Below are 18,725 nucleotides of genomic sequence, written 5' to 3' on the forward strand. Positions count from 1 at the left end.
CGCGCCGCCCTCGCGAAACCCACCCGCGTGCAGTAGACCGCACCACCCACCGACCACCCCAGACCCCGGGAGGCACACCGCGCCTCCCGGCTGCACCACCAAGGAAACCGGGCTGACGCCCGGACGAGAGAGAGGAGCCCGTCATGGGTCTCGACGACAAGATCAAGAACGCTGCCCAGGACCTCGCCGGCAAGGCCAAGGAGGCCGTCGGCAAGGCGACCAACGACGACCAGAAGGTCGCGGAGGGGCAGAAGGACCAGGCCGCGGCCAGCGCCAAGAAGGCCGGCGAGGACGTCAAGGACGTCTTCAAGTAACCCGTCTCGGACCCGGACGCCGCCCGCCCATGGTGGGCGGCGTCCGTCGTCCCGGAGCAAGGAGGAAGTCATGCAGCACGACCCGAACGCCAGGACACAGATCACCGAGGTACCCCTGCCCGCGGAGCTCACCGAGCCCCTGCCCGCGGACGCCTCGCCCGTCACCGTCGCCGCCCGCACCGCCGCCGAGACCGCACTCGGTGTCCACGGCGTCCACCACCTCGGCAACCTCCTGGCCCGCGCAGCCGACAAGGTGCGCTCCCAGTTCGGCCGCTCCGCCGGGACGACCGGGGTGCAGGTCGACGAGACCGACGGTGCACTCGACGTCGTCGTGTCGATCGTCGTGGAGTACCCCGAGCCCGTGATCGGGGTCGCCGACGAGGTCCGCCGACAGGTCCGCGAGGCCGTCTCGCAACTCGACTTCGCCGCCGTCTCGGTCGACGTCCGGGTGCTCGACGTGCATGGTCCCTTCGACGACGAACCCAGCGCGCTCGACCGGGCCGTCGAGTCCGGGAAGGACGCCGTCGGCCGTGTCCGCGACGCCGCGTCCGAGGCCGCCGCCGACGCCAAGGAGAACGCCGCCGACGTCGCCGAGCGGGCTCGCGATGCCGCATCCCGCGCCGTCGACCGTGCAGGCGACGCCGCGGACACCGCGCGCGAGGCCGTGGCCGACGCCACCGACCGGGCGCGGGACGCGGTCGCGGACGCGACGGACCGGGCTCGCGACGCTGCCGCGGAGACCGCAGACCGCGCCCGCGACGCTGCCGCGGAGCTCGGGGAGCGCGGTCGTGACCTCGCTGACCGGGCTCGTGACGGTGCCGCGGAGGCTGCCGATCGCGCGCGTGACGGTGCCGACCGTGCCCGCGGTGCCGCCGCCGACGCCGTCGACCACGCGGCCGAGGCCGCCGGCGCCGCACGCGACGCCGCTGTGGACGCGGGTGCCGAGGTCGCGGACCGCGCCGCCCGTGCAGCGGACGACGCCGCTGACTCGGCACGGACCGCCGGCGCGCACGCGGAGGACGCGGTCGCCGACGCTGCCGACGCAGCGGACGAGCACGCTGCCGCCGCGGACGCGCATGATGCCGCCGGGGACGCGAACGCAGCCGCCGGGGACGGGCACACGGCCGCCACAGAGGAGTCCGCGGAGGACACCGCCGATGCGCTCGACGAGGCGTCGGCCACCCTCGCCCGTGCTGCGGACGCCCTCCGCGAGGACGCCGAGTCCCACCGCGACGAGGACCGGAAGTGACCACGCTCCGCGGGTTCCGGCGTGGACGGGGCGGCATGCCTCGTCCGCGCCCCCGCGGGGTGTGGGTGGCGTCGGGGATCGGGATCGTCCTGCTCCTCGCGATCACCCTCGGAGCGTTCTTCCCGCTCGTCGGCTTCCTCGGCGGCGTCACGGCCACCACCGCGGGACTCGTCCCGTTCCCGTTCGTACGGGTGACCCTGGTCGCGCTGCTCGGCGCGGTCGTGGTGCTCGCCCTCGTCGTCCTGGCCCTCACACGCCGGCACACCGCGACCTCCGTCGTCGCGGTCGTGTTCGCCGTGCTCGTCGCCCTCGCGGTGACCATCTACCCGGTCGTCACGGTCGCGATCTCGTCGGCGGACCGCGCCGGCGACGTCTGGCCGATCGTGACCGACCTCTGGCAGCGGTTCACGGGCTGAGGCCCGCGGCACCGCACCCTCGAAGGGAACTCCACCATGCGCAACCGCATCATCCTCGTCGGACTCGTCGTCCTGTTCGGCTTCTGGCTCGGCGCTCGTGCCAACCGTCCGGTCGTGAAGGGTTCGAAGGCCGAGACCGCCCGGCGTGCACTGGCTGACCGGCGAGCCCGGAAGCGCCGGAAGGCCCTGAAGCGCAGGTTCGGCCTCGGCTGACGCCGCCTGCACCGACGGCCCGGCGACCTCGGGCGGGATCCGCGACCTGAGACTCGGGCGGGCCGGCGCGAGACTCGGGCGGGCCGGCGCGAGACTCGGGCACAGCGACGGTTCTCGGGCTCCTGCGCGCGAGATATGTCGCTCAGCCCGAGACTCGGGCACAGCGACAATTCTTGCGCTCAAGCCCCCGAGAACTGTCGCTGGGGCCGGATCTCGGGCGCCGGCCCCGGCCCCGGCGCGCGGCAGCGTCAGCGCGCAGCGGCCAGCCGCGCCAGACCCTCGTCGATCGACACGGCCGGCACCCACCGCAGCTCCGCCCGGGTCCGGCGCTGGTCGAACCAGTGCGCCGTCGACAGCTGCTCCGCCAGGAACCGCGTCATCGGCGGCTCGTCCTGCCCCGGGCGGACCCGCCACACCGCCTCGACGACCGAGCCGGCCACCCGGGCGACCCCGGCGGGCACGTGCCACCGCGGCGCCGGCACTCCGGACGCCGTGCAGATCCCGGCGAGCAGGTCGGCCACCGGTCGGGGCTCGCCGTTCGTCACCACGTACGCCGATCCGTGCACGCCGTCGTCCGTCGCACGGTCGAGCGCCGCGACCATCGCCGACGCCGCGTTGTCGACGTAGAGCGTGTCGATGAGCGCGGCGCCGGAGTCGAGAAGCGGCAGCCGTCCGGCGCGGGCCCGCTCGACGATGCGTCCGACGAGCTGGGTGTCCCCCGGGCCCCACACGAGGTGCGGTCGGACCGCCACGACCGCGAAGCCGGGCTCGTCGGCGGCCAGTGCGAGGAGTTCGGCGGCCGCCTTCGTGCGGGCGTACTCCCCGCGCGCGCGCTCGGGCTCGGCCGGGCCGGCCGGGGCCCCGGCGAGCGACGTGCCGGTGTGCGCGACCGACGGGGACGACACGAACACGAACCGCTCGGTGCCGGCGGCCCGTGCGGCGTCGAGGAGCGCCCGGGTGCCGTCGACGTTCACGCGGCGGAAGTCGTCCGGGTCGCCGGCGAGCGAGACCTTCGCGGCGAGGTGCACGACGGCGTCGACACGGTCGACCGCGCGGGCGAGGGCGTCCGGGTCGGTCACCGTCCCGAGCACGTCGTCGACGCCGGAGACCCCGGACGGCCGTCGCTGGAAGGTCCTGACCTCGTGCCCGGCGTCCCGCACGGCTGCCGCGGTCGCACGCCCGAGGAAGCCGCTGGCCCCGGTGACGAGGACCTTCACGGCCGCACCATCCGGCCGCCGGCGAGCACGGACGATGCCCACCGGCCGAGTCGCGTCCGGTCGATCTTCGAGTTGTGCCGGACGTCGGTCGGGAGCACGGGCACGACGAGCACGGCGGCCACGGGGACCCCTGCCGCTGCACGGACGGCGGACGCCACCGACGGCGGCGCGAGGCCCGGTCGTCGCTGCGGTGCGACGGTCTCGACGACTGCCACGACCTGCTGCGTGCCCTCCGGACCGATCCCGGTGACGGCGGCCCGACGGACCCCGGGCACCCGTTCGATGCGCTGTTCGGGTCCGACCGGCGTGAGGACACCCTCGGGCGTGGTGACGACGTGCTGCAGGCGGCCCTCGACCCACAGTCGGCCGGCCTCGTCCAGGTGCCCGACGTCACCGGTGCGGTGTCCGCGTGCGTCGTCGACGCCGAGGCGCGAGGCACGGTCAGTCCGCCAGAGCTTGTCGTAGTGGTCACGGACGTGCGGCGCGGCGACGACGATCTCCCCCGTCACGCCCGCGGTGTCGGTCAGCACCCCGGTCGCGGCGCCGCGTGCGTCGAGCGGGGCGATCCGGACCGTGACCCCGGCCGCGGGCACACCGACGCAGACGCCGGACGCGTCGGCGGCGGCAGCCGCTCGGACCCCCTCGAGGTCCACGTCGGTCATGAGGAGCCCCTCCGTCATGCCGTAGGGGGTGTGCGCCGTCGCGTTCGGCATCAGCTCGGTCGCCGCGGCGAGCAGCGAGTCCGCCACCGGCGCTCCAGCGGAGAGGAACAGCTCGACGCGGCGCAGCGCGGTGCGGTCACCTTCCGTCAGTGCGGACGCCGTGGCGACGACGTTCGCGATCGCGGCCGGCGACAGGAAGACCACCGTGGCGTCCGCCGCCCGGACGGCCTCCGCCACGGCGGTCGCCGTCAGGGTCCGCGGCGAAGTGACGTCCATGTCCGGCGCGACCGACCGGGCTCCGAGCGCGGGCCCGAGGAGCGCGAACGGGGCGAAGCCGGCGACGAGCCCGGTGCCGGTGCCGACGCCGTACTGCGTGGCGAGGGCGTCCCGGACGGCGCCGAGCTGCCCGTGCGTGTAGACGACGCCCTTCGCCGGACCGGTCGACCCGGAGGTGAAGAGCACGGCGGCCGTCGAGTCCGGCGTCGGGGCGTCCGGGAGGGCTCCGCCGGCCGCGAGCCGTACGGCCCCGGCCCGGGCCACCTCGGCGAGCGTGTGGGACACGCCGAGCGCGCGACGAGCCACCGTCGGGAGCGCCACGGTTGCGATGCGCCGACCGGGCCACCCGAGCGCGCGTGCCGCCGACAGCCCCGGCAGCGCGCCGACGATCCAGTCCGGTCGGGCACCGCGCACGGCTCGCGTCAGACCGCGCAGCCCGAGCCCGGCATCGGCCACGACCACGACAGCGCCGATCCGGACGCACGCGTAGAGCACGGCGGTCAGGTCGGCTCCGGGCGTCACGAGCAACGACACGCGGTCGCCCGCACGGACGCCGACGACGCCGAGTCCGGCCGCGATCTCGTCCACACGGCGCGCCAGGAGCCGCCAGCTGACGCTCCGGACGCCGCCGGGCGCGGCCATCTCGACGAGGGCGGGTCCGTCGTCGTCGCGCAGCTCGTCGAGTGCGGCCCAGAGCGGGCGGCTCGCGTCCCCGACGTGGTCGGTGTCGGCCGGGAGGTGGGCCCCACCAGCCGGTTCCGGCGCACCGCGCCAGCGGGGTGACGGCCGTGCCTGGAGGGACGGCTCGGCCCCGGTGGGTACGGTCCCCTCCGGCAGGCGGTCTCCCAGCCAGTCGGTGACGGTCCCGGCGACGTCGACGTCCTCCGGCAGGAGGTGTCCGGCGCCCTCGAACCGGTGCACGTCGGCGTGCGGCAAGCGTCGGAGGAGGTCGTCGAGGTAGCGCTCGAGGAACACCGGGTCGCGCGGCCCCCAGAGGAGCAGTGCGGGGACGTCGAGCGCCGCGACCCCGGCGGCGATCCGGTCGAGCTCGGGCGCGGACGGGTGGGCGCTGTCGACGGGGATGTCCGCCACGAAGCCGCCGATGCCCCCGCGGCGTGCAGCGCCTCGGTAGGGCGCACGGAAAGCGTCGGCGACCGCGCGGTCGAGCTTCGGGTGCGCGATCGCGAGCGTGGTCTCGAGGAACGCGGGTGTCAGCACCGTGCCCCGGCCGAGCACCCCGGGGCTCAGGGCGAACCGGAGCGGCGCGGGGATCGACGCGTCGCCTGGCTGGTGCACGGCGGTGTTGCACGTTGCGACCCCGACGACGAGGTCCGGGTGGTCGACGGCCCAGCCGAGCGACACCACCCCGCCCCAGTCGTGTCCGAGGGTGACGACGGGACCGGTCAGCGCGAGTGCGTCGGTGAGCGCTCCGAGGTCCGCGACGCGCTGTGCGAGCCCGCGCTGCACGCCGGTCCGCTCCGAGAAGCCCATGTCGAGCTGGTCGACCGCGACGACCCGCCACGCGGGACCTCCGGCGCGGGCGACGTCGAGCGTGCGCTGCGCGACCGAGCGCCACAGGTACGACCACGTGGGGTTGCCGTGCACGCAGAGCAGGGTGCCCACCGGATGCGCGCCGAGCGCGTCCAGGGAACCGGCCGTGTCGAGGAGGTGCCATGTGCGCTCGTGGCGATCCGCGCCTCTCCCCACCGGCACGGCCGGACCGCCGCTGGCGCGTCGCTCCGGAACCGGCGGCGTGGGCCCAGGCCGGTCGCCGTCACCACCCGGCACGGTGACCAGTCGAGACCAGGCGGGGTCGAGTCCGGGCAGGGGCGGCGGGAGCGTCGCCGGCGCGGTGGTCGCAGCGACGCGGGGGAGGCCGGACCTCACCAGTGCAGTTCCAGCATCGCGGTGTTGATGCCGGAGCCGACGCCGCCGAGGAACACCCGGTCGCCGCTGCGGATCGAGCCCTTCGCGACCTCGTCCGCGAGGGTGATCGGGATCGACGCGGGACCGACGTTGCCGAACCGCTCGTACGTCGTCGGCACCTTCGACCGGGGCACCCCGATGGCGTTCACGAACGCGTTGGTGTGCACGTCGGAGACCTGGTGCAGCACGTAGCGGTCCATGTCGGCCCAGTCGAAGTGCGCCTTCGCCTCGTTCCAGGCCTCGACCACGAGCTCCATGCCGCCCTTGAGCAGCATCTTCGCGTCGGTGAACATGCCGTCCGGGCTGCCGACGCACAGGTCGTACCACTGCGTCGCCGCGCGGGTCACGCCGCCGATCAACCGGTGCCCGCGGGGGTGGGCGTCGGTCCGCCCGAGCACGGCGGCGGCGGCGCCCGACCCGAGGGTCAGGCTGGCGAACTCGCTCATGAAGTCCTTGCGGTTCCGGCTGCCCTGGTTGAGGCGGTCGATGGTGTTGAGCTGCACCTGGTCGGCGTCCTCGCCGTCGACGATGAGCGCGTACTGGATCTGACCGGAGTCGATCATGCCCGCGGCGACGCTCATGGCGTTGACGAACCCGAGGCACGCGTTCGCGATGTCGAAGTTGATCGCCGACGACGGCAGCCCGAGGCCGTGGTGCAGCCGCACGGCGACGCTCGGCTCCAGGTGCGGCCGGGTCACCGACGTGTTGATGAGCAGCCCGACGTCGTGGGGCTGGATGCCCGCCTCGGCCATGGCACGGCGTCCGGCGTCGATGGCGGCCTCGTGGAAGGTCTGGCCCTCGCCCCAGTTCCGACGCTCCTTGACGCCCGCCACGCGTTCGAGCAGGCCGCTCGGCAGACGGAGACGACGGAGGGCGCCGCGGAGGCGTTCCTCGATGTCGGCGGAGGTCGTCACGCGGTCCGCGGTGGTCGTCGCGACCGACAGCAACGAGACGTTGCGGTGCTTCGCGGTGGCGTTGCCGGGTCGCACTGTCTCCGCTTCGGACGTCGGGTCGACGGGGCGGTCAGCGAGGATGGTCACCGCCTCATCATTCCGCACATGTGCTGGACGTGCGGTCCGGGTGCCCTGCGCGCGCACTAGGACTGCTCCGTGACCGCGTCCTTCGGCAGTTTCCGGACCTTGCTCCGGCGCTTCCGGCGGTCCGGGATCATCGACCGCATCTCCTCGAGCTTGCCGAAGCAGAGCAGGCGGTCACTGGCCTGCAGCGTCACGCCGCTCCGCGGGTTCGGGATCACCGACGCCCCGCGGTGGAGCGTCAGCACCGTGATGTCGCGGTCCCAGAGCCCGGACTCCTTGATGGTCTTGCCCACCAGGTCGGCGTTCGTGTGCACGAGCAGCTCGGCGACGCCGTACCCCGTCGAGACGCTGAGGCGCTGGCGGACGTCGATCTCCGGGAAGGCCACCTGGTTGCCGATGAAGTCGATGATCGCGCCGGCGACGTCGAGGCCGGTGGCGCGCTCGATGCCCTCGAGGCCCGGCGAGGAGTTCACCTCCATCACGAGGGGTCCCTCGTTGCCCTCGAGCATGTCGACCCCGGCGACCCGGAGCCCCATGATCTGGGCGGACCGGACGGCGGCCTCCTCGTACTCGGGCGTGAGGGTGACCTTCTCGACCGTGCCGCCGCGGTGCACGTTCGACCGGAACTCGTCGCCGGAGGCACTGCGCCGCATCGCCGCGACGACCCGGTCGCCGACGACGAGGGCGCGGATGTCCTTCCCGCGGCTCTCCGAGATGAACGACTGGATGAGGACGTTCTGCTTCGTCGAGTGCAGCGTCTCGACGATGGACTCCGCGACCTTCGCCTCCGGCGCGAGGATCACGCCGATGCCCTGGGTGCCCTCCAGGAGCTTGATGACGACCGGGGCGCCGCCGACGCGGTCGATCGCCCCGCGGACGTCGGCACGGCTGTTCACGAAGGTGGTCGCGGGCATGCCGATGTGGTGCCGGGACAGGATCTGGTTCGCCCGCAGCTTGTCGCGCGAGTTCGTGATGCCCGTGGCCGTGTTCGGCGTGTAGACGTCCATCTGCTCGAACTGCCGCACGACGGCGGTGCCGTAGTACGTGATGGAGTTCCCGATGCGCGGGAGGACGGCGTCGTAGTCGCTGAGGAGCTTGCCGCGGTACAGCAGGTCGGGCTCGTCGGCGGTCAGGTCGATCGCGAACCGGAGCGTGTTCAGCACCTTGACGTCGTGCCCGCGGTCGATCGCCGCGGCGCGGAGACGCTGGGTCGAGTACGCGTGCGGGGCGCGCGACAGGATGGCGAGTTTCATCGGTGGGGCTCCGCTGGGTGTTCGGGGTATCGACGGCGACGCTCAATCAAAGCATGCGACAGGATGGGCACATGAGCCGCACTCCCACGATCGCAGGTTGGCGGGAGTGGGCCGCCCTCCCGGGCCTCGCGCTGCCGTGGATCAAGGTCAAGCTGGACACGGGCGCCCGGAGCTCGGCGCTGCACGCCTTCGACCTCGAGGAGCTGCCCGGCGAGCGGGTGCGCTTCTCGGTGCACCCGTGGCAGGACACCGACGCCGACGCGGTCACCGTCGAGTGCGACATCCACGACCGGCGGACGATCCGCAGCTCCACCGGGCACACCCAGGAGCGCATCGTCATCCTCACGCCGATCACCCTGCACGAGCAGACGGTCGACGCCGAGGTCACGCTGAGCAACCGCGACCAGATGGGCTTCCGGATGCTCGTCGGCCGCGAGGCGCTGCGGCAGGCCTTCCTCGTCGACCCGGCGCGGTCGTTCCTCGGCGGCCGTGCGCCGAAGGCGATCCGCCGGCGGAACCGCGGCCGGGCGTGACCCCGCCGGGACCGCGGCCGGGCGCGACGCCGACCGGACCGTCGCCGGCTGACGTGCTCGCCCGGTTCGTCGCGGCGGTGGACGACGAGGGGCTCGGCGCGTACGGCGTGCACGTCCGGATCGGCGACGACGAGGTCGCGCACCGGTGGCGCAGCGACGACCGCGAGAACGTGTACTCCGTGTCGAAGGGGGTGTGCGCACTGGCCGTCGGGATCGCCGTCGACGAGGGATTGCTGACGCTCGACACGCGGGTCCCCGAGCTGCTCCCCGGCATCCGGCTCGGAGCGGGCGTCGAGCAGGTGACCGTCCGGCACCTCCTGTCGATGACGAGTGGGATCGACTTCGCCTGGTTCGGCGACGAGCCGGTCCCGGGCGACGACCTCGCCGCGACCATGCTGGCCCTGCCCGCCGACGGGACGGGCGAACGTTTCCGCTACACCGACTCCGGCCCGTACGTGGCGATGCGCATCCTCGCGTCGGTCGTGGGCGACGTGCGCGACTGGCTGCTCCCACGGCTCTTCGGCCCGCTCGGCATCGACAACCCGCAGTGGCACCGCTGCCCGCTCGGCTTCGTCGTCGGCGGGAGCGGACTCGAGCTCCGGACCTCCGAGCTCGCCCGGATCGGTCGGCTCCTGCGGGACCGCGGCTCGTTCGACGGACGGCAGCTCGTGTCTGCGGCTTGGATCGACGCGATGCACGCGGACTGGGTCGAGGTCAGCAGCGACGGCCCGTTCCGCCGGTACGGCCTCGCGGTCTGGGACGGGCCGGGCGACGCCTGGCGGCTCGACGGGCGCTACGGGCAGTACGTCGTCGTCGACCAGGCGCGCGACGCCGTCGTCACGATCACCGCGCACGAGGAGTCGGCCGACCACCGGCTCGCCGAGCTCGCGGTGTCGACACTCGCCCCGCGCTGAGCTCCCGACCGGAGCACGTTCCCCGTCCGGTACCTGGCAGTCCTGGTTCGTCGGACCCGGGGATCGCGAACCGGAACTGCCACCGATCGAGCGGAACGTCGGCGCTAGCGTGCCGGGGACCGCCGCGTCCGTCACCGCCGCCCACCGCCGCGCGTCCGCCCGGCACGTCCCCCACGGCCGCACGCCCGCCTGCCGCGTCGGTCTCCGCCGCGTCGGTCTCCGCCGCGTGCACCGTCCCGCGCACACCGCTGCGTGACACTGCGTGACGCGGGCCGTTCCCCGTCGCCGGCGACGTGCCTACGCTCCACGCACCGGCATCGCTGCCGGACCCGACCCGACTCGATCCGACCCGACCCGACCCGACCCGACCCCGACCCGAACCGACCCGAGGAGCCCCACCGTGACCGACCAGACCATCGCCCGCCAGGTGGACGAGTTCAACGAGGGCTTCACCGCCCAGATCGGCCCGGAGCTCTCCGCGGTGTTCGACGGCGAGCAGCGCGACCTCCGCGACGCCGGCGTCCCGGACGGCGTCCTCACCGAGGGCGACACCGCGCCGGACGCCCCGCTGGTGACCCCGACCGGTGCCACGACGTCGCTCGCCGAGGTCCGCGGGACCACGCCCACGGTCCTCGTCTTCTACCGCGGAGCCTGGTGCCCCTACTGCAACATCACGTTGCGCACCTACCAGCAGGAGCTCCTCCCGGCGCTGCAGGAGCGCGGCGTGCAGCTCGTGGCCGTGTCGCCGCAGACCCCCGAGGGCGCGGAGCAGTCGATCGCGAACGGCGAGCTCGCGTTCCCGGTGCTGACCGACCTGGAGAACGTCCTCGCAGGCCGCTTCGGGATCGTGACGGAGCCGAGTGCAGCCGCCCGTGGCGCACACACGCAGCTCGGGTTCGACGTGGCCGACAGCAACGCGGACGCCACGGCGGCGATCCCGTTCCCGTCGGTGTTCGTGATCGACGCGGGCGGCACGGTCCGGTTCGCGGACGTGCACGTGGACTACACGACCCGCACCGAGGTGGCGACGGTCGTCGCCGCGGTCGACGACCTCCTGGTCGCGTCCCGCTGACGCGGACGGGTCGCGCCGCGGGGACCTGCCTGGAGGCGCGGCCCGGGTGACGCGCGTGGCGGACGCGGGGCGGGCCTCCCGTCCGGCACCTGGGTCAGGCGTGCAGGTGCCGCGCGAGGAACGCGATCTGCTGCGGGGCCATGCGTCGCCAGAAGGCGTTGTCGTGCGCACCCGGTTCGAACCCGCCGGCCGGCGTCGTGGTGAACCCGTCGACGTAGGTCCGGACGGCGGGCTCGAACCCGTCACCGGTGCCGACGTCGATCCGGACCGCGACACCGTCGAGCTCGTGCTGGCGTCCGATGACCGTGTTCGCGCGGAAGTCCTCGGCGTCGTCGAAGGCACCGCGGGCGGTTTCGCCCGCACTCGTCCAGAGCGCCGGGCTCAGGGCGGCGACCGCCCGGACCTTCCTCGGCCCGAGGAGGCCCCCGAAGCGGAGCGCACCGTACCCGCCCATGGAGTTGCCGGTGAAGGCGAGGCGGCCGGTGTCGAAGCCGCGCTGCTCGAGCATCGGGACGAACTCGTCGAGCACCATCGCGCCCGGGTCGTCGCCGTCCGCGCGCCGGTGCCAGTAGCGGTTGCCGCCGTCGACGCCCGCGACCGCGAACGGCGCCCCGCCACGCGCGACGTGCTGGGCGAGGAAGCGCTCGTAGCCGAGGCCGTTCCCGAAGAACGTGCGGTGCGATCCGCCGTACCCGTGGAGGGCGACGGCGATCGGCAGCGGGCGGTCGGACTGCGGCGCGGCGATGGTCCAGCCGACGGTGCGGCCGCCACGCGCTCGGGAGACGAACGATCCGGAGGTCGTCGGCACGGGCGTCACATCGGGGATGTGGCCGGGCTCGCCGTCCAGTCCGAGGGTCCGGTACATGGTGGAGCGTCCCGGGAGCCAGCGGAGGTCGACGGCCTCGGCGACCGCGACCGCGGCCACCACCGCTCCACCGCCGACGATGAGGGCACGGCGGGTGACTCTGGACCTGGTCGGGTGCACGTCCGCAGCGTAGCGAGCAGCAGCGCGGAGGTGAGCGGTGTTCAGCCGGGTGTTCCGTGTGAGGTCGTGCAGGTGGTCGCCGCGAGGTGGGCACGGACCACCGCGTCCGCGACCGTCCGCGCCGTGGCCGTCCCGGTCCGCTGGTCCCGGAGCCGCATCGCGAGGGCGCCGGAGACGACGAGGAGCAGGTCCTCGGCGAGCGCTGCCGCGTCCGCTGGTCCGACGAGCGGTACGACGGCGACGGTGAGCCGGCTGCGGAGCGTGTCGGTCTCGCGGGCGAGGACCCGCCCGACCTCCTCGGGGGCGTCGGCGTACTCGGCGGCGGTGCAGAGATCGCCCCCGAGCGGTCCGCGACGGGGACGTCAGTCCTGTTCGTCGTGCTCGTGCTCGGACAGGCCGTCGGGGCCGCGGGGCTCGGGGGCCTCGTCGACGGCCTCGGTCCGGCGACGACGTTCGCGCTCGCGGCCGTCGTGACGGCGGCGTGCGCAGCCCTCGCCGTGCGGCGACGGCGGTCAGAGGACCGGTCGGAGCTCGACCTTCCGGTTGCAGGCTCGTGACGCCTCCGTCGCGGTCCTGAGCGCGGTCTCGGCGTCGGGCAGCTCGAGCACCCAGAAGCCGGCGACGTACTCGGCGGCGTCGAGGACCGGCCCGGGACGGACGACCGGCTCGTCCCCGCGCGCGTCCACCACGGTCGCGTCCGACGGTGCCGCGAGTCCGACGGCGAGGACGATGCTCCCGTCGCGGTCGAGTCGCTCGTTGAGCGCGTCGACCGCCGCTGCCTCCGCCTCGGTCGCGGACGCGGTCCGACCGATCGTCGCTGCCTGGCCGTCGTCGATGACGTTGACGAGGAACCGCATCGTGCCTCCCTGCTCCGTTGCCGTGGAGACTAATCCCGCCCGGTGCCGGCCGTTCGGTACCGTGGTGGCATGGGGGCGATGACGGGTTCGTGGTCGCGGCCGCCGGACACCGCGTGGTCGCGACCGCCGGACACCGCGTGGTCGCGCTTGCCGGTCGGGCGGCGGGAGTGGCGGCAGGACGTGCTGCTGGCGGCGGTGCTCGCGGTCGGGATGGCGATCACCACCGTGCTGTACGGGGCGTCCGGTGCGTACGACGACGACCAGGCCGCGTGGTGGGTGTCCGCGCTCATGGTGCTCGCGAACACGGTACCGATCGCGTTCCGGCGGCGGTGGCCGATGACCGCGCTCGTGGTCGTCGCGCTCGCCTTCGTGGGGATGCAGCTGCTGCACGTGCCGGAGCTCTTCGTCGTCAACTTCACGCTCTTCATCGGGATCTACACAGTGGGCGCCTGGTGCTCCGACCGGTTCCGCTCCGAGGCCGTGCGGTGGGTGGTGATCGGCGGCATGTTCGCGTGGCTGTTCCTCGCGATCGTCTTCGGCTGGTCGATGCCGACCTCGCTGCCGAACGACGACGGTGCCGTCATCCCGCCGTACATCGCGTACTCGCTGCTCAACGTGCTCATCAACGTCGTCTACTTCGGGGCCGCCTGGTACGCGGGCAACCGGGCGTGGGGCGCTGCGGTCGCCCGGCACGAACTCGACGTCCGCACCGCTGAGCTCGCCGCCGAGCGCGAGCGGTCGGCGGCGCAGGCGGTCACGCTCGAGCGACTGCGGATCGCGCGGGAGCTCCACGACGTCGTCGCGCACCACGTGGCGCTCATGGGCGTGCAGGCCGGAGCCGCACGACGGGTGATCGGCAGCGATCCCGGGCAGGCCACCGCGTCGCTCGGCGTGGTGGAGCAGAGCGCCCGCACCGCGGTGGAGGAACTCCGGCGGATGCTCGGCACCCTGCGCGACGGCGACGGCCACGGCCACGGCCACGGCAGCACGACCGGATCCGCCGCGGGGGCCGACGGGGACGCGCCGAGCACGGAGGGCATCGGCCGCATCGCCGAGGTCGTCGAGGCGGCCCGCACCGCCGGGCACCCCGCCGAGTGGTCGGTCGTCGGCGACGAGCGTCCCGTCCCGCCGACGGTCGCCTCGGTTGCCTTCCGCGTCGCCCAGGAGGCCGTGACGAACGTGCTCAAGCACGCCGGGCAGAACGCACGGGCCGACGTCCGCGTGCGCTACCTGACGGACGCGCTCGAGGTCGAGGTGGCCGACGACGGCCGCGGCGGTGTCCGGGACACCACCGGCAGCGGGCTCGGCCACGTCGGGATGCGCGAACGGGTCGCCGCGGTCGGCGGTACCGTCGAGATCGGGCCGCGCACCCGGGGAGGGTACCTGGTGCGGGCATGGCTGCCGACGACCTGACCATCGTGCTGGCGGACGACCAGGAGCTCGTCCGGGCCGGCTTCCGGGTGATCCTCGAGTCGGAACCCGGGCTGCGGGTGGTGGGCGAAGCGGCGGACGGTGCGCAGGCCGTCGACGCGGTCGTGCGGCTCCGTCCGGACGTGGTCTGCCTCGACGTGCAGATGCCCGGCGTCGACGGACTCGAGGCCGCTCGGCGGATCGCGGCGCTCGACGACCCGCCCGCGGTGCTCGTGCTGACCACGTTCGACCACGATGACGCCCTCTTCCAGGCGCTCGAAGCGGGGGCGAGCGGGTTCCTGCTGAAGAACGCCTCCCCCGAGCGACTGATCGAGGCAGTCCGGACCGTCGCCGCCGGGGACGCCCTGCTCGCCCCCGACGTGACGCGCCGGGTCATCAGCCGGGCCACCGCCACACCCGCACTCGGGTCCTCCCGACGCCCGGTTGCTTCCGCTTCCGCCGCCGTCACCGCGGCCGGGCTCACCGAGCGCGAGACCGAGGTGCTGCGCCTGCTCGCGCGGGGACTCAGCAACGCCGAGATCGCCCGCGAGCTGTTCGTCGGCGACGCCACGGTCAAGACGCACGTGTCGAACGTGCTGCAGAAGCTCGCGCTGCGGGACCGGATCCAGGCGGTGGTCTGGGCGTTCGAGCAGGGCGTCGCGGGCTAGCCCGGGCGACCCGGGCTCAGCCGTCGCGCTTCGCGCAGGTCACGGTGTCCGCGCTCTGCCCGGACACGATGTCCGGCAGCGGCGAGGACGTCCGAGTCGGCGTCCCGGTCGCGCCGGGGGTGCCGGCGGACGCAGAGCCCGTCGGACCGGCCGTCGTCCCACCACCGGGAGCGACCGTCGACGTCGGCGTCGGCGCCGCAGAGCTGCTCGCCGACGGCGACGCGCTCGCCGACGGGTCGCGGACCGCCGAACGCCCGAGGCTGCCGGAGCCGAGGACGACGGGTTCGTTCGCCTGGAGCACGGCGTCGAGCTGTGCTGCCGCCTCGTCGGCGACGACCACACGGTTGGGATCCGTCGGGTCGTCGACGACGGGGTACTGCACGAACACCATCTCCGACAGCCCGACGTTCTGCACGGCGAGGGCCATGCGTGCCAGCGTCGTCGCGTCGGCGAGCGTGTCGGACAGGGTCATGTGCTTGGCGGCGGTCTCCGCGAGCCGCAGCACCCGCGCCGGGTTCGTGAGGGTGCCCGCCGACACCGATTGCCGGGCGAGCGCGGACATGAAGGTCTGCTGGTTGCTGATCCGGCCGAGGTCGCTCGCGTCGCCGACGCCGTGACGGGAGCGCAGGAACGCGGCCGCTTGGGCGCCGGAGAGCTCCCGGACGCCGGCGGGCAGGTCGAGCGCCGGCGTCACGTCGTCGTCGACGATCGGGGTGGCGAGACAGACGTCCACGCCCCCGACCGCGTCGGCCATCGCGACGACGCCGTCGAACGTGATCATGCCGGCGTAGGGGATCTGCAGCCCGGTGAGGTCCTCGATGGTCTTCGCGACGCACCCGAGTCCGTGCTGCTCGCCGCCGCGCGACAGGGCGGTGTTGAGCATCGCCGCATCGGTCGCCGGGGTCACGGAGCCGTTGTCGTTCGTGCACGCCGGGATCGGGATGACGAGGTCACGGGGGAAGCTGACGACCGCCATGTTCGTGTGGTCGGCCGAGATGTGCACGAGCAGTGTCGTGTCGTTGTTGCCGACACCCGAGCTGGCCCGGCGGTTGGCCGCGTCGTCGAACCCGGCACCCTGTCCGTCCCGGGTGTCGGTGGCGACCAGGAGCATGTTGACCTCGCCGGACTGCGCGGTGAGCTCGGGCGCGGGCTTGGCGGTCGTCCCCGGCATCGCGAGCGACACCGGCGGCTTGGCCGTGCGCACGACCTGCCACGACGCGATCGCCGCGACGGAGCTGGCGCCGAGGACTGCCACGGCGGCTGCGATCGCCAGGGTGCGCGCTGCGAAGCCGAGCGGGCTCCGGGTGCGGAGCCGGCCGTGCCGCACGACACCGGGTCGGTGTTCAGCGGTCTCCGCCCGCGGCAACCCGGTGGCCGCGCCGGCGGCGGTGGCCGCACCGGCGGCGGTCGCCGCACCGTCGACGGTGGCCGCACCGGCGACGGTGTCCTGACCGTCCGCTCCCGGCTCCGGCCCGTCCGAACGCTCCGGCCCGTCCGCCCCCTGTACTGCGTCGCCCACGGTCGTCCCCTCGGTGTTCCCGGGCTCTTCGGCACCGATCGCCGCATCGTATCCAGGACCGCCCCGGAACCGCTGTGACCGCCCCACTCCCCCGCGTGGAGGAGGCGACCACACCGGAACACCCGCCGACAGCCGGAGGTGGGCCGTGCCTCCCGGCCGTAGCGTCGGGGTGTCGGCGAGGTGCGCCGACGGGAGGGGACCAGCGATGCTCACCATCGACGGTGTGACGAAGCACTTCGGCGACCGCCGGGTGCTCGACGACGTCGGCTTCGCGGTCGGCCGCGGACGCCTGACGGGGTTCGTCGGCGGCAACGGGGCCGGCAAGACGACGACCATGCGCATCCTGCTCGGGGTGCTCGACGCCGACGCGGGGACGGTGTCGGTCGACGGGACCGCGCTCCGGCCGGCCGACCGGAAGCGGTTCGGGTACATGCCGGAGGAGCGCGGGCTGTACCCGAAGATGCGGGTCGCGGAGCAGGTCACCTACCTGGCCCGCCTGCACGGGGTGGGGAAGCGGGAGGCCGCCGACCGGACCGCAGACCTGCTGGAACGGCTCGGGCTCGGCGAGCACGCGGACGACGAGGTCGAGAAGCTCTCCCTCGGCAACCAGCAGCGCGTGCAGGTCGCCGCCGCACTCGCGCACGACCCGGAGGTACTCGTCCTCGACGAGCCGTTCTCCGGGCTCGACCCGATGGCCGTAGACGTGGTGCTCGGGGTCCTCCGGGAAGCCGCCGCCGACGGGGTCCCGGTGCTGTTCTCGAGCCACCAGCTCGACGTGGTGGAGCGCCTCTGCGACGACGTCGTCGTGATCGCCGACGGCCGGATCCGTGCGTCCGGTCCGCAGGAGGACCTCCGGAGGCAGGCGGGGCCGCCCGCGTGGGAACTGCTCGTCGACGGCGACGTCGCCTGGCTCCGGGACGAGCCGGGCGTCACGGTCCGCGACTTCGACGGCGGCTACGCCGTGTTCGAGGCCTCCGACGCGGTCGCCCAGTCCGTGCTGCAGCGTGCGGTGTCGTCCGGCACCGTCGGGTCGTTCGCTCCCCGGGTGCCCCGGTTGAGCGAGGTCTTCCGGGAGGTCATCCGGTGACCGGTTCGTTCGTGTCCGCCGTCCGGCTGGTCAGCGCCCGGGAGATCCAGGCGCGGGTCCGGAGCAAGGCGTTCATCGTCTCCGCGCTCGTCCTCGTCCTGATGGTCGTCGCGTCGATCGTCGTGTCCGGCATCGTCGGCGGTGCGACGGCCGACGACAAGACCCCCGTCGCCGTGGCGGAGGGCGTCTCCCTGCCGTCGTCCGTGGGACTCGACGTCACGCCGACGGCCACGACCGCGGCCGCCGAACGGCTCGTGCGCGACGGGGAGGTCGACGCCGCGATCGTGCCCTCCGACGACCCGCTCGGGTTCTCGGTCGTCGGGCTCGACTCGACCCCAACGGCGGTCGTGCAGGCGCTCAGCGTCTCGCCGGAGGTCGAGTTGCTCGACCCGGATGCGCTGCCCGAAGGCCTCGCGTACACCGTCGCGCTGGCGTTCGGCGTCGTGTTCTTCGCCTCGGCGGTGACGTTCGGGCAGTCGATCGCGCAGAGCGTGGTGGAGGAGAAGTCCACCCGGGTCGTCGAGATCCTGATGGCGGCGATCCCGGCCCGAGCCCTGCTGGCCGGGAAGGTGCTCGGCAACAGCGTCATGGCGTTCGCGCAGATCGTCGCGGTGGCGATCGCGGCGACGATCGCGCTCGCCGTGACCGGCCAGGACAACCTGTTCACCCTGCTCGGCCCGAGCATGCTGTGGTTCGTCGGGTTCTTCGCGGTCGGGTTCGTGCTCATCGCGGCGCTCTTCGCGGCCTCCGCGGTGCTCGTCTCCCGGCAGGAGGACGTCGGCAGCGTCACCACCCCGGTGATGATGCTCGTGATGATCCCGTACGTGCTCATCATCGTCGCGTACTCGAACCCGACGGTCCTCGGCGTGATGTCGTACGTGCCGTTCAGCGCCGCGATCGGCATGCCGATGCGGATCTTCCTCGGGTCGGCCGCCTGGTGGGAGCCCGTGCTGTCGCTCCTGGTGCTCCTCGCGTCCGTGGTCGTGGTCATCCTCGTCGGCGCGCGGATCTACGAGAACGCGTTGCTGCGGACCGGCAGTCGCGTGAAGCTGGCGGAGGCGATCCGCGGCTGACGCCGCGAGGGACGGACTGGAGGCCCGGACCACGTGCGCAGACC

19 protein-coding genes are annotated in these 18,725 nt (G+C 73.8%); 12 read left to right on the plus strand and 7 right to left on the minus strand.

Going from position 1 to position 18,725, the window contains the following annotated elements; translation table 11 throughout:
- Window positions 1–143: 143 nt before the first annotated feature.
- From IEY20_RS15060 to IEY20_RS15075, 4 genes are all read left to right on the plus strand, one after another.
- Window positions 144–314 carry a CsbD family protein gene (locus IEY20_RS15060; protein ID WP_022903127.1) on the plus strand — a complete coding sequence of 57 codons (171 nt, stop codon included), beginning with the start codon at window positions 144–146 and terminating at the stop codon, window positions 312–314.
- Between the two features lie 70 nt (window positions 315–384).
- Window positions 385–1,563 (plus strand): Asp23/Gls24 family envelope stress response protein, encoded by a 1,179-nt coding sequence (locus IEY20_RS15065; protein WP_175327527.1) that lies wholly within the window; start codon window positions 385–387, stop codon window positions 1,561–1,563.
- Between the two features lie 35 nt (window positions 1,564–1,598).
- Entirely contained in the window at window positions 1,599–1,979 is a 381-nt protein-coding gene (locus IEY20_RS15070; protein WP_175327587.1) for an MFS transporter permease, read from the plus strand.
- 36 nt (window positions 1,980–2,015) lie between these two features.
- Window positions 2,016–2,192 (plus strand): hypothetical protein, encoded by a 177-nt coding sequence (locus tag IEY20_RS15075; RefSeq protein ID WP_175327528.1) that lies wholly within the window; start codon window positions 2,016–2,018, stop codon window positions 2,190–2,192.
- Between the two features lie 248 nt (window positions 2,193–2,440).
- Here the strand turns inward: IEY20_RS15075 and IEY20_RS15080 are convergent, their stop codons facing one another.
- From IEY20_RS15080 to rimK, 4 genes are read right to left on the minus strand one after another with little or no spacing between them, the layout of a single operon-like run.
- Entirely contained in the window at window positions 2,441–3,409 is a 969-nt protein-coding gene (locus IEY20_RS15080) for an NAD-dependent epimerase/dehydratase family protein (protein ID WP_175327529.1), read from the minus strand.
- Window positions 3,406–6,234: an alpha/beta fold hydrolase gene (locus IEY20_RS15085; protein ID WP_229728092.1), complete on the minus strand. Its 2,829-nt coding sequence runs from the start codon at window positions 6,232–6,234 to the stop codon at window positions 3,406–3,408. Before IEY20_RS15085 ends, IEY20_RS15080 begins: the two co-directional genes overlap by 4 nt.
- Window positions 6,231–7,313 carry a 3-oxoacyl-ACP synthase III gene (locus IEY20_RS15090; RefSeq protein ID WP_022903890.1) on the minus strand — a complete coding sequence of 361 codons (1,083 nt, stop codon included), beginning with the start codon at window positions 7,311–7,313 and terminating at the stop codon, window positions 6,231–6,233. Before IEY20_RS15090 ends, IEY20_RS15085 begins: the two co-directional genes overlap by 4 nt.
- Before the next feature lie 56 nt (window positions 7,314–7,369).
- Entirely contained in the window at window positions 7,370–8,563 is a 1,194-nt protein-coding gene (rimK, locus tag IEY20_RS15095) for a 30S ribosomal protein S6--L-glutamate ligase (protein WP_022903891.1), read from the minus strand.
- 71 nt (window positions 8,564–8,634) lie between these two features.
- Here rimK and IEY20_RS15100 point away from each other — a divergent pair, with 71 nt between their 5' ends.
- From IEY20_RS15100 to IEY20_RS15110, 3 genes are all read left to right on the plus strand, one after another.
- Window positions 8,635–9,096, plus strand: coding sequence for an ATP-dependent zinc protease family protein (locus IEY20_RS15100; RefSeq protein WP_022903892.1), 462 nt, complete (start codon window positions 8,635–8,637; stop codon window positions 9,094–9,096).
- Window positions 9,097–9,149: 53 nt separating this feature from the next.
- Complete coding sequence (locus IEY20_RS15105; protein WP_229728094.1) at window positions 9,150–10,010, plus strand: serine hydrolase domain-containing protein; 861 nt, start codon at window positions 9,150–9,152, stop codon at window positions 10,008–10,010.
- Between the two features lie 400 nt (window positions 10,011–10,410).
- Window positions 10,411–11,082: a peroxiredoxin-like family protein gene (locus tag IEY20_RS15110; protein WP_175327531.1), complete on the plus strand. Its 672-nt coding sequence runs from the start codon at window positions 10,411–10,413 to the stop codon at window positions 11,080–11,082.
- Window positions 11,083–11,176: 94 nt separating this feature from the next.
- On the opposite strand, the gene IEY20_RS15115 is transcribed toward IEY20_RS15110, so the two are convergent.
- Complete coding sequence (locus IEY20_RS15115; protein WP_175327532.1) at window positions 11,177–12,067, minus strand: alpha/beta hydrolase; 891 nt, start codon at window positions 12,065–12,067, stop codon at window positions 11,177–11,179.
- A gap of 86 nt (window positions 12,068–12,153) precedes the next feature.
- On the opposite strand from IEY20_RS15115, the gene IEY20_RS15120 reads away from it, so the two are divergent.
- A complete protein-coding gene (locus IEY20_RS15120) occupies window positions 12,154–12,624 on the plus strand; it encodes a hypothetical protein (protein WP_175327533.1) in 471 nt (156 codons plus the stop codon).
- On the opposite strand, the gene IEY20_RS15125 is transcribed toward IEY20_RS15120, so the two are convergent.
- Window positions 12,580–12,924 carry a YciI family protein gene (locus IEY20_RS15125; RefSeq protein ID WP_175327534.1) on the minus strand — a complete coding sequence of 115 codons (345 nt, stop codon included), beginning with the start codon at window positions 12,922–12,924 and terminating at the stop codon, window positions 12,580–12,582. The two genes, IEY20_RS15120 and IEY20_RS15125, sit on opposite strands and share 45 nt — an antisense overlap.
- Window positions 12,925–12,993: 69 nt before the next feature.
- Between IEY20_RS15125 and IEY20_RS15130 the strand changes: the two genes are divergently transcribed.
- Together IEY20_RS15130 and IEY20_RS15135 are read left to right on the plus strand one after the other, a co-directional pair.
- Window positions 12,994–14,337: a sensor histidine kinase gene (locus IEY20_RS15130; RefSeq protein WP_175327535.1), complete on the plus strand. Its 1,344-nt coding sequence runs from the start codon at window positions 12,994–12,996 to the stop codon at window positions 14,335–14,337.
- Entirely contained in the window at window positions 14,319–15,002 is a 684-nt protein-coding gene (locus tag IEY20_RS15135; RefSeq protein WP_175327536.1) for a response regulator, read from the plus strand. Before IEY20_RS15130 ends, IEY20_RS15135 begins: the two co-directional genes overlap by 19 nt.
- Window positions 15,003–15,018: 16 nt before the next feature.
- On the opposite strand, the gene IEY20_RS15140 is transcribed toward IEY20_RS15135, so the two are convergent.
- Window positions 15,019–16,521, minus strand: coding sequence for an LCP family protein (locus IEY20_RS15140; RefSeq protein WP_175327537.1), 1,503 nt, complete (start codon window positions 16,519–16,521; stop codon window positions 15,019–15,021).
- A gap of 205 nt (window positions 16,522–16,726) precedes the next feature.
- On the opposite strand from IEY20_RS15140, the gene IEY20_RS15145 reads away from it, so the two are divergent.
- Together IEY20_RS15145 and IEY20_RS15150 are read left to right on the plus strand one after the other, a co-directional pair.
- Window positions 16,727–17,608: an ABC transporter ATP-binding protein gene (locus IEY20_RS15145; RefSeq protein ID WP_175327538.1), complete on the plus strand. Its 882-nt coding sequence runs from the start codon at window positions 16,727–16,729 to the stop codon at window positions 17,606–17,608.
- The gene (locus IEY20_RS15150) at window positions 17,605–18,681 is read left to right on the plus strand and encodes an ABC transporter permease (RefSeq protein ID WP_175327539.1); all 1,077 of its coding nucleotides are present in this window, start codon (window positions 17,605–17,607) and stop codon (window positions 18,679–18,681) included. Before IEY20_RS15145 ends, IEY20_RS15150 begins: the two co-directional genes overlap by 4 nt.
- Window positions 18,682–18,725: the final 44 nt, after the last annotated feature.

The sequence above is a fragment of the Curtobacterium luteum genome, assembly GCF_014646995.1.
In the GTDB taxonomy this organism is placed as follows: Bacteria; Actinomycetota; Actinomycetes; order Actinomycetales; family Microbacteriaceae; genus Curtobacterium; species Curtobacterium luteum.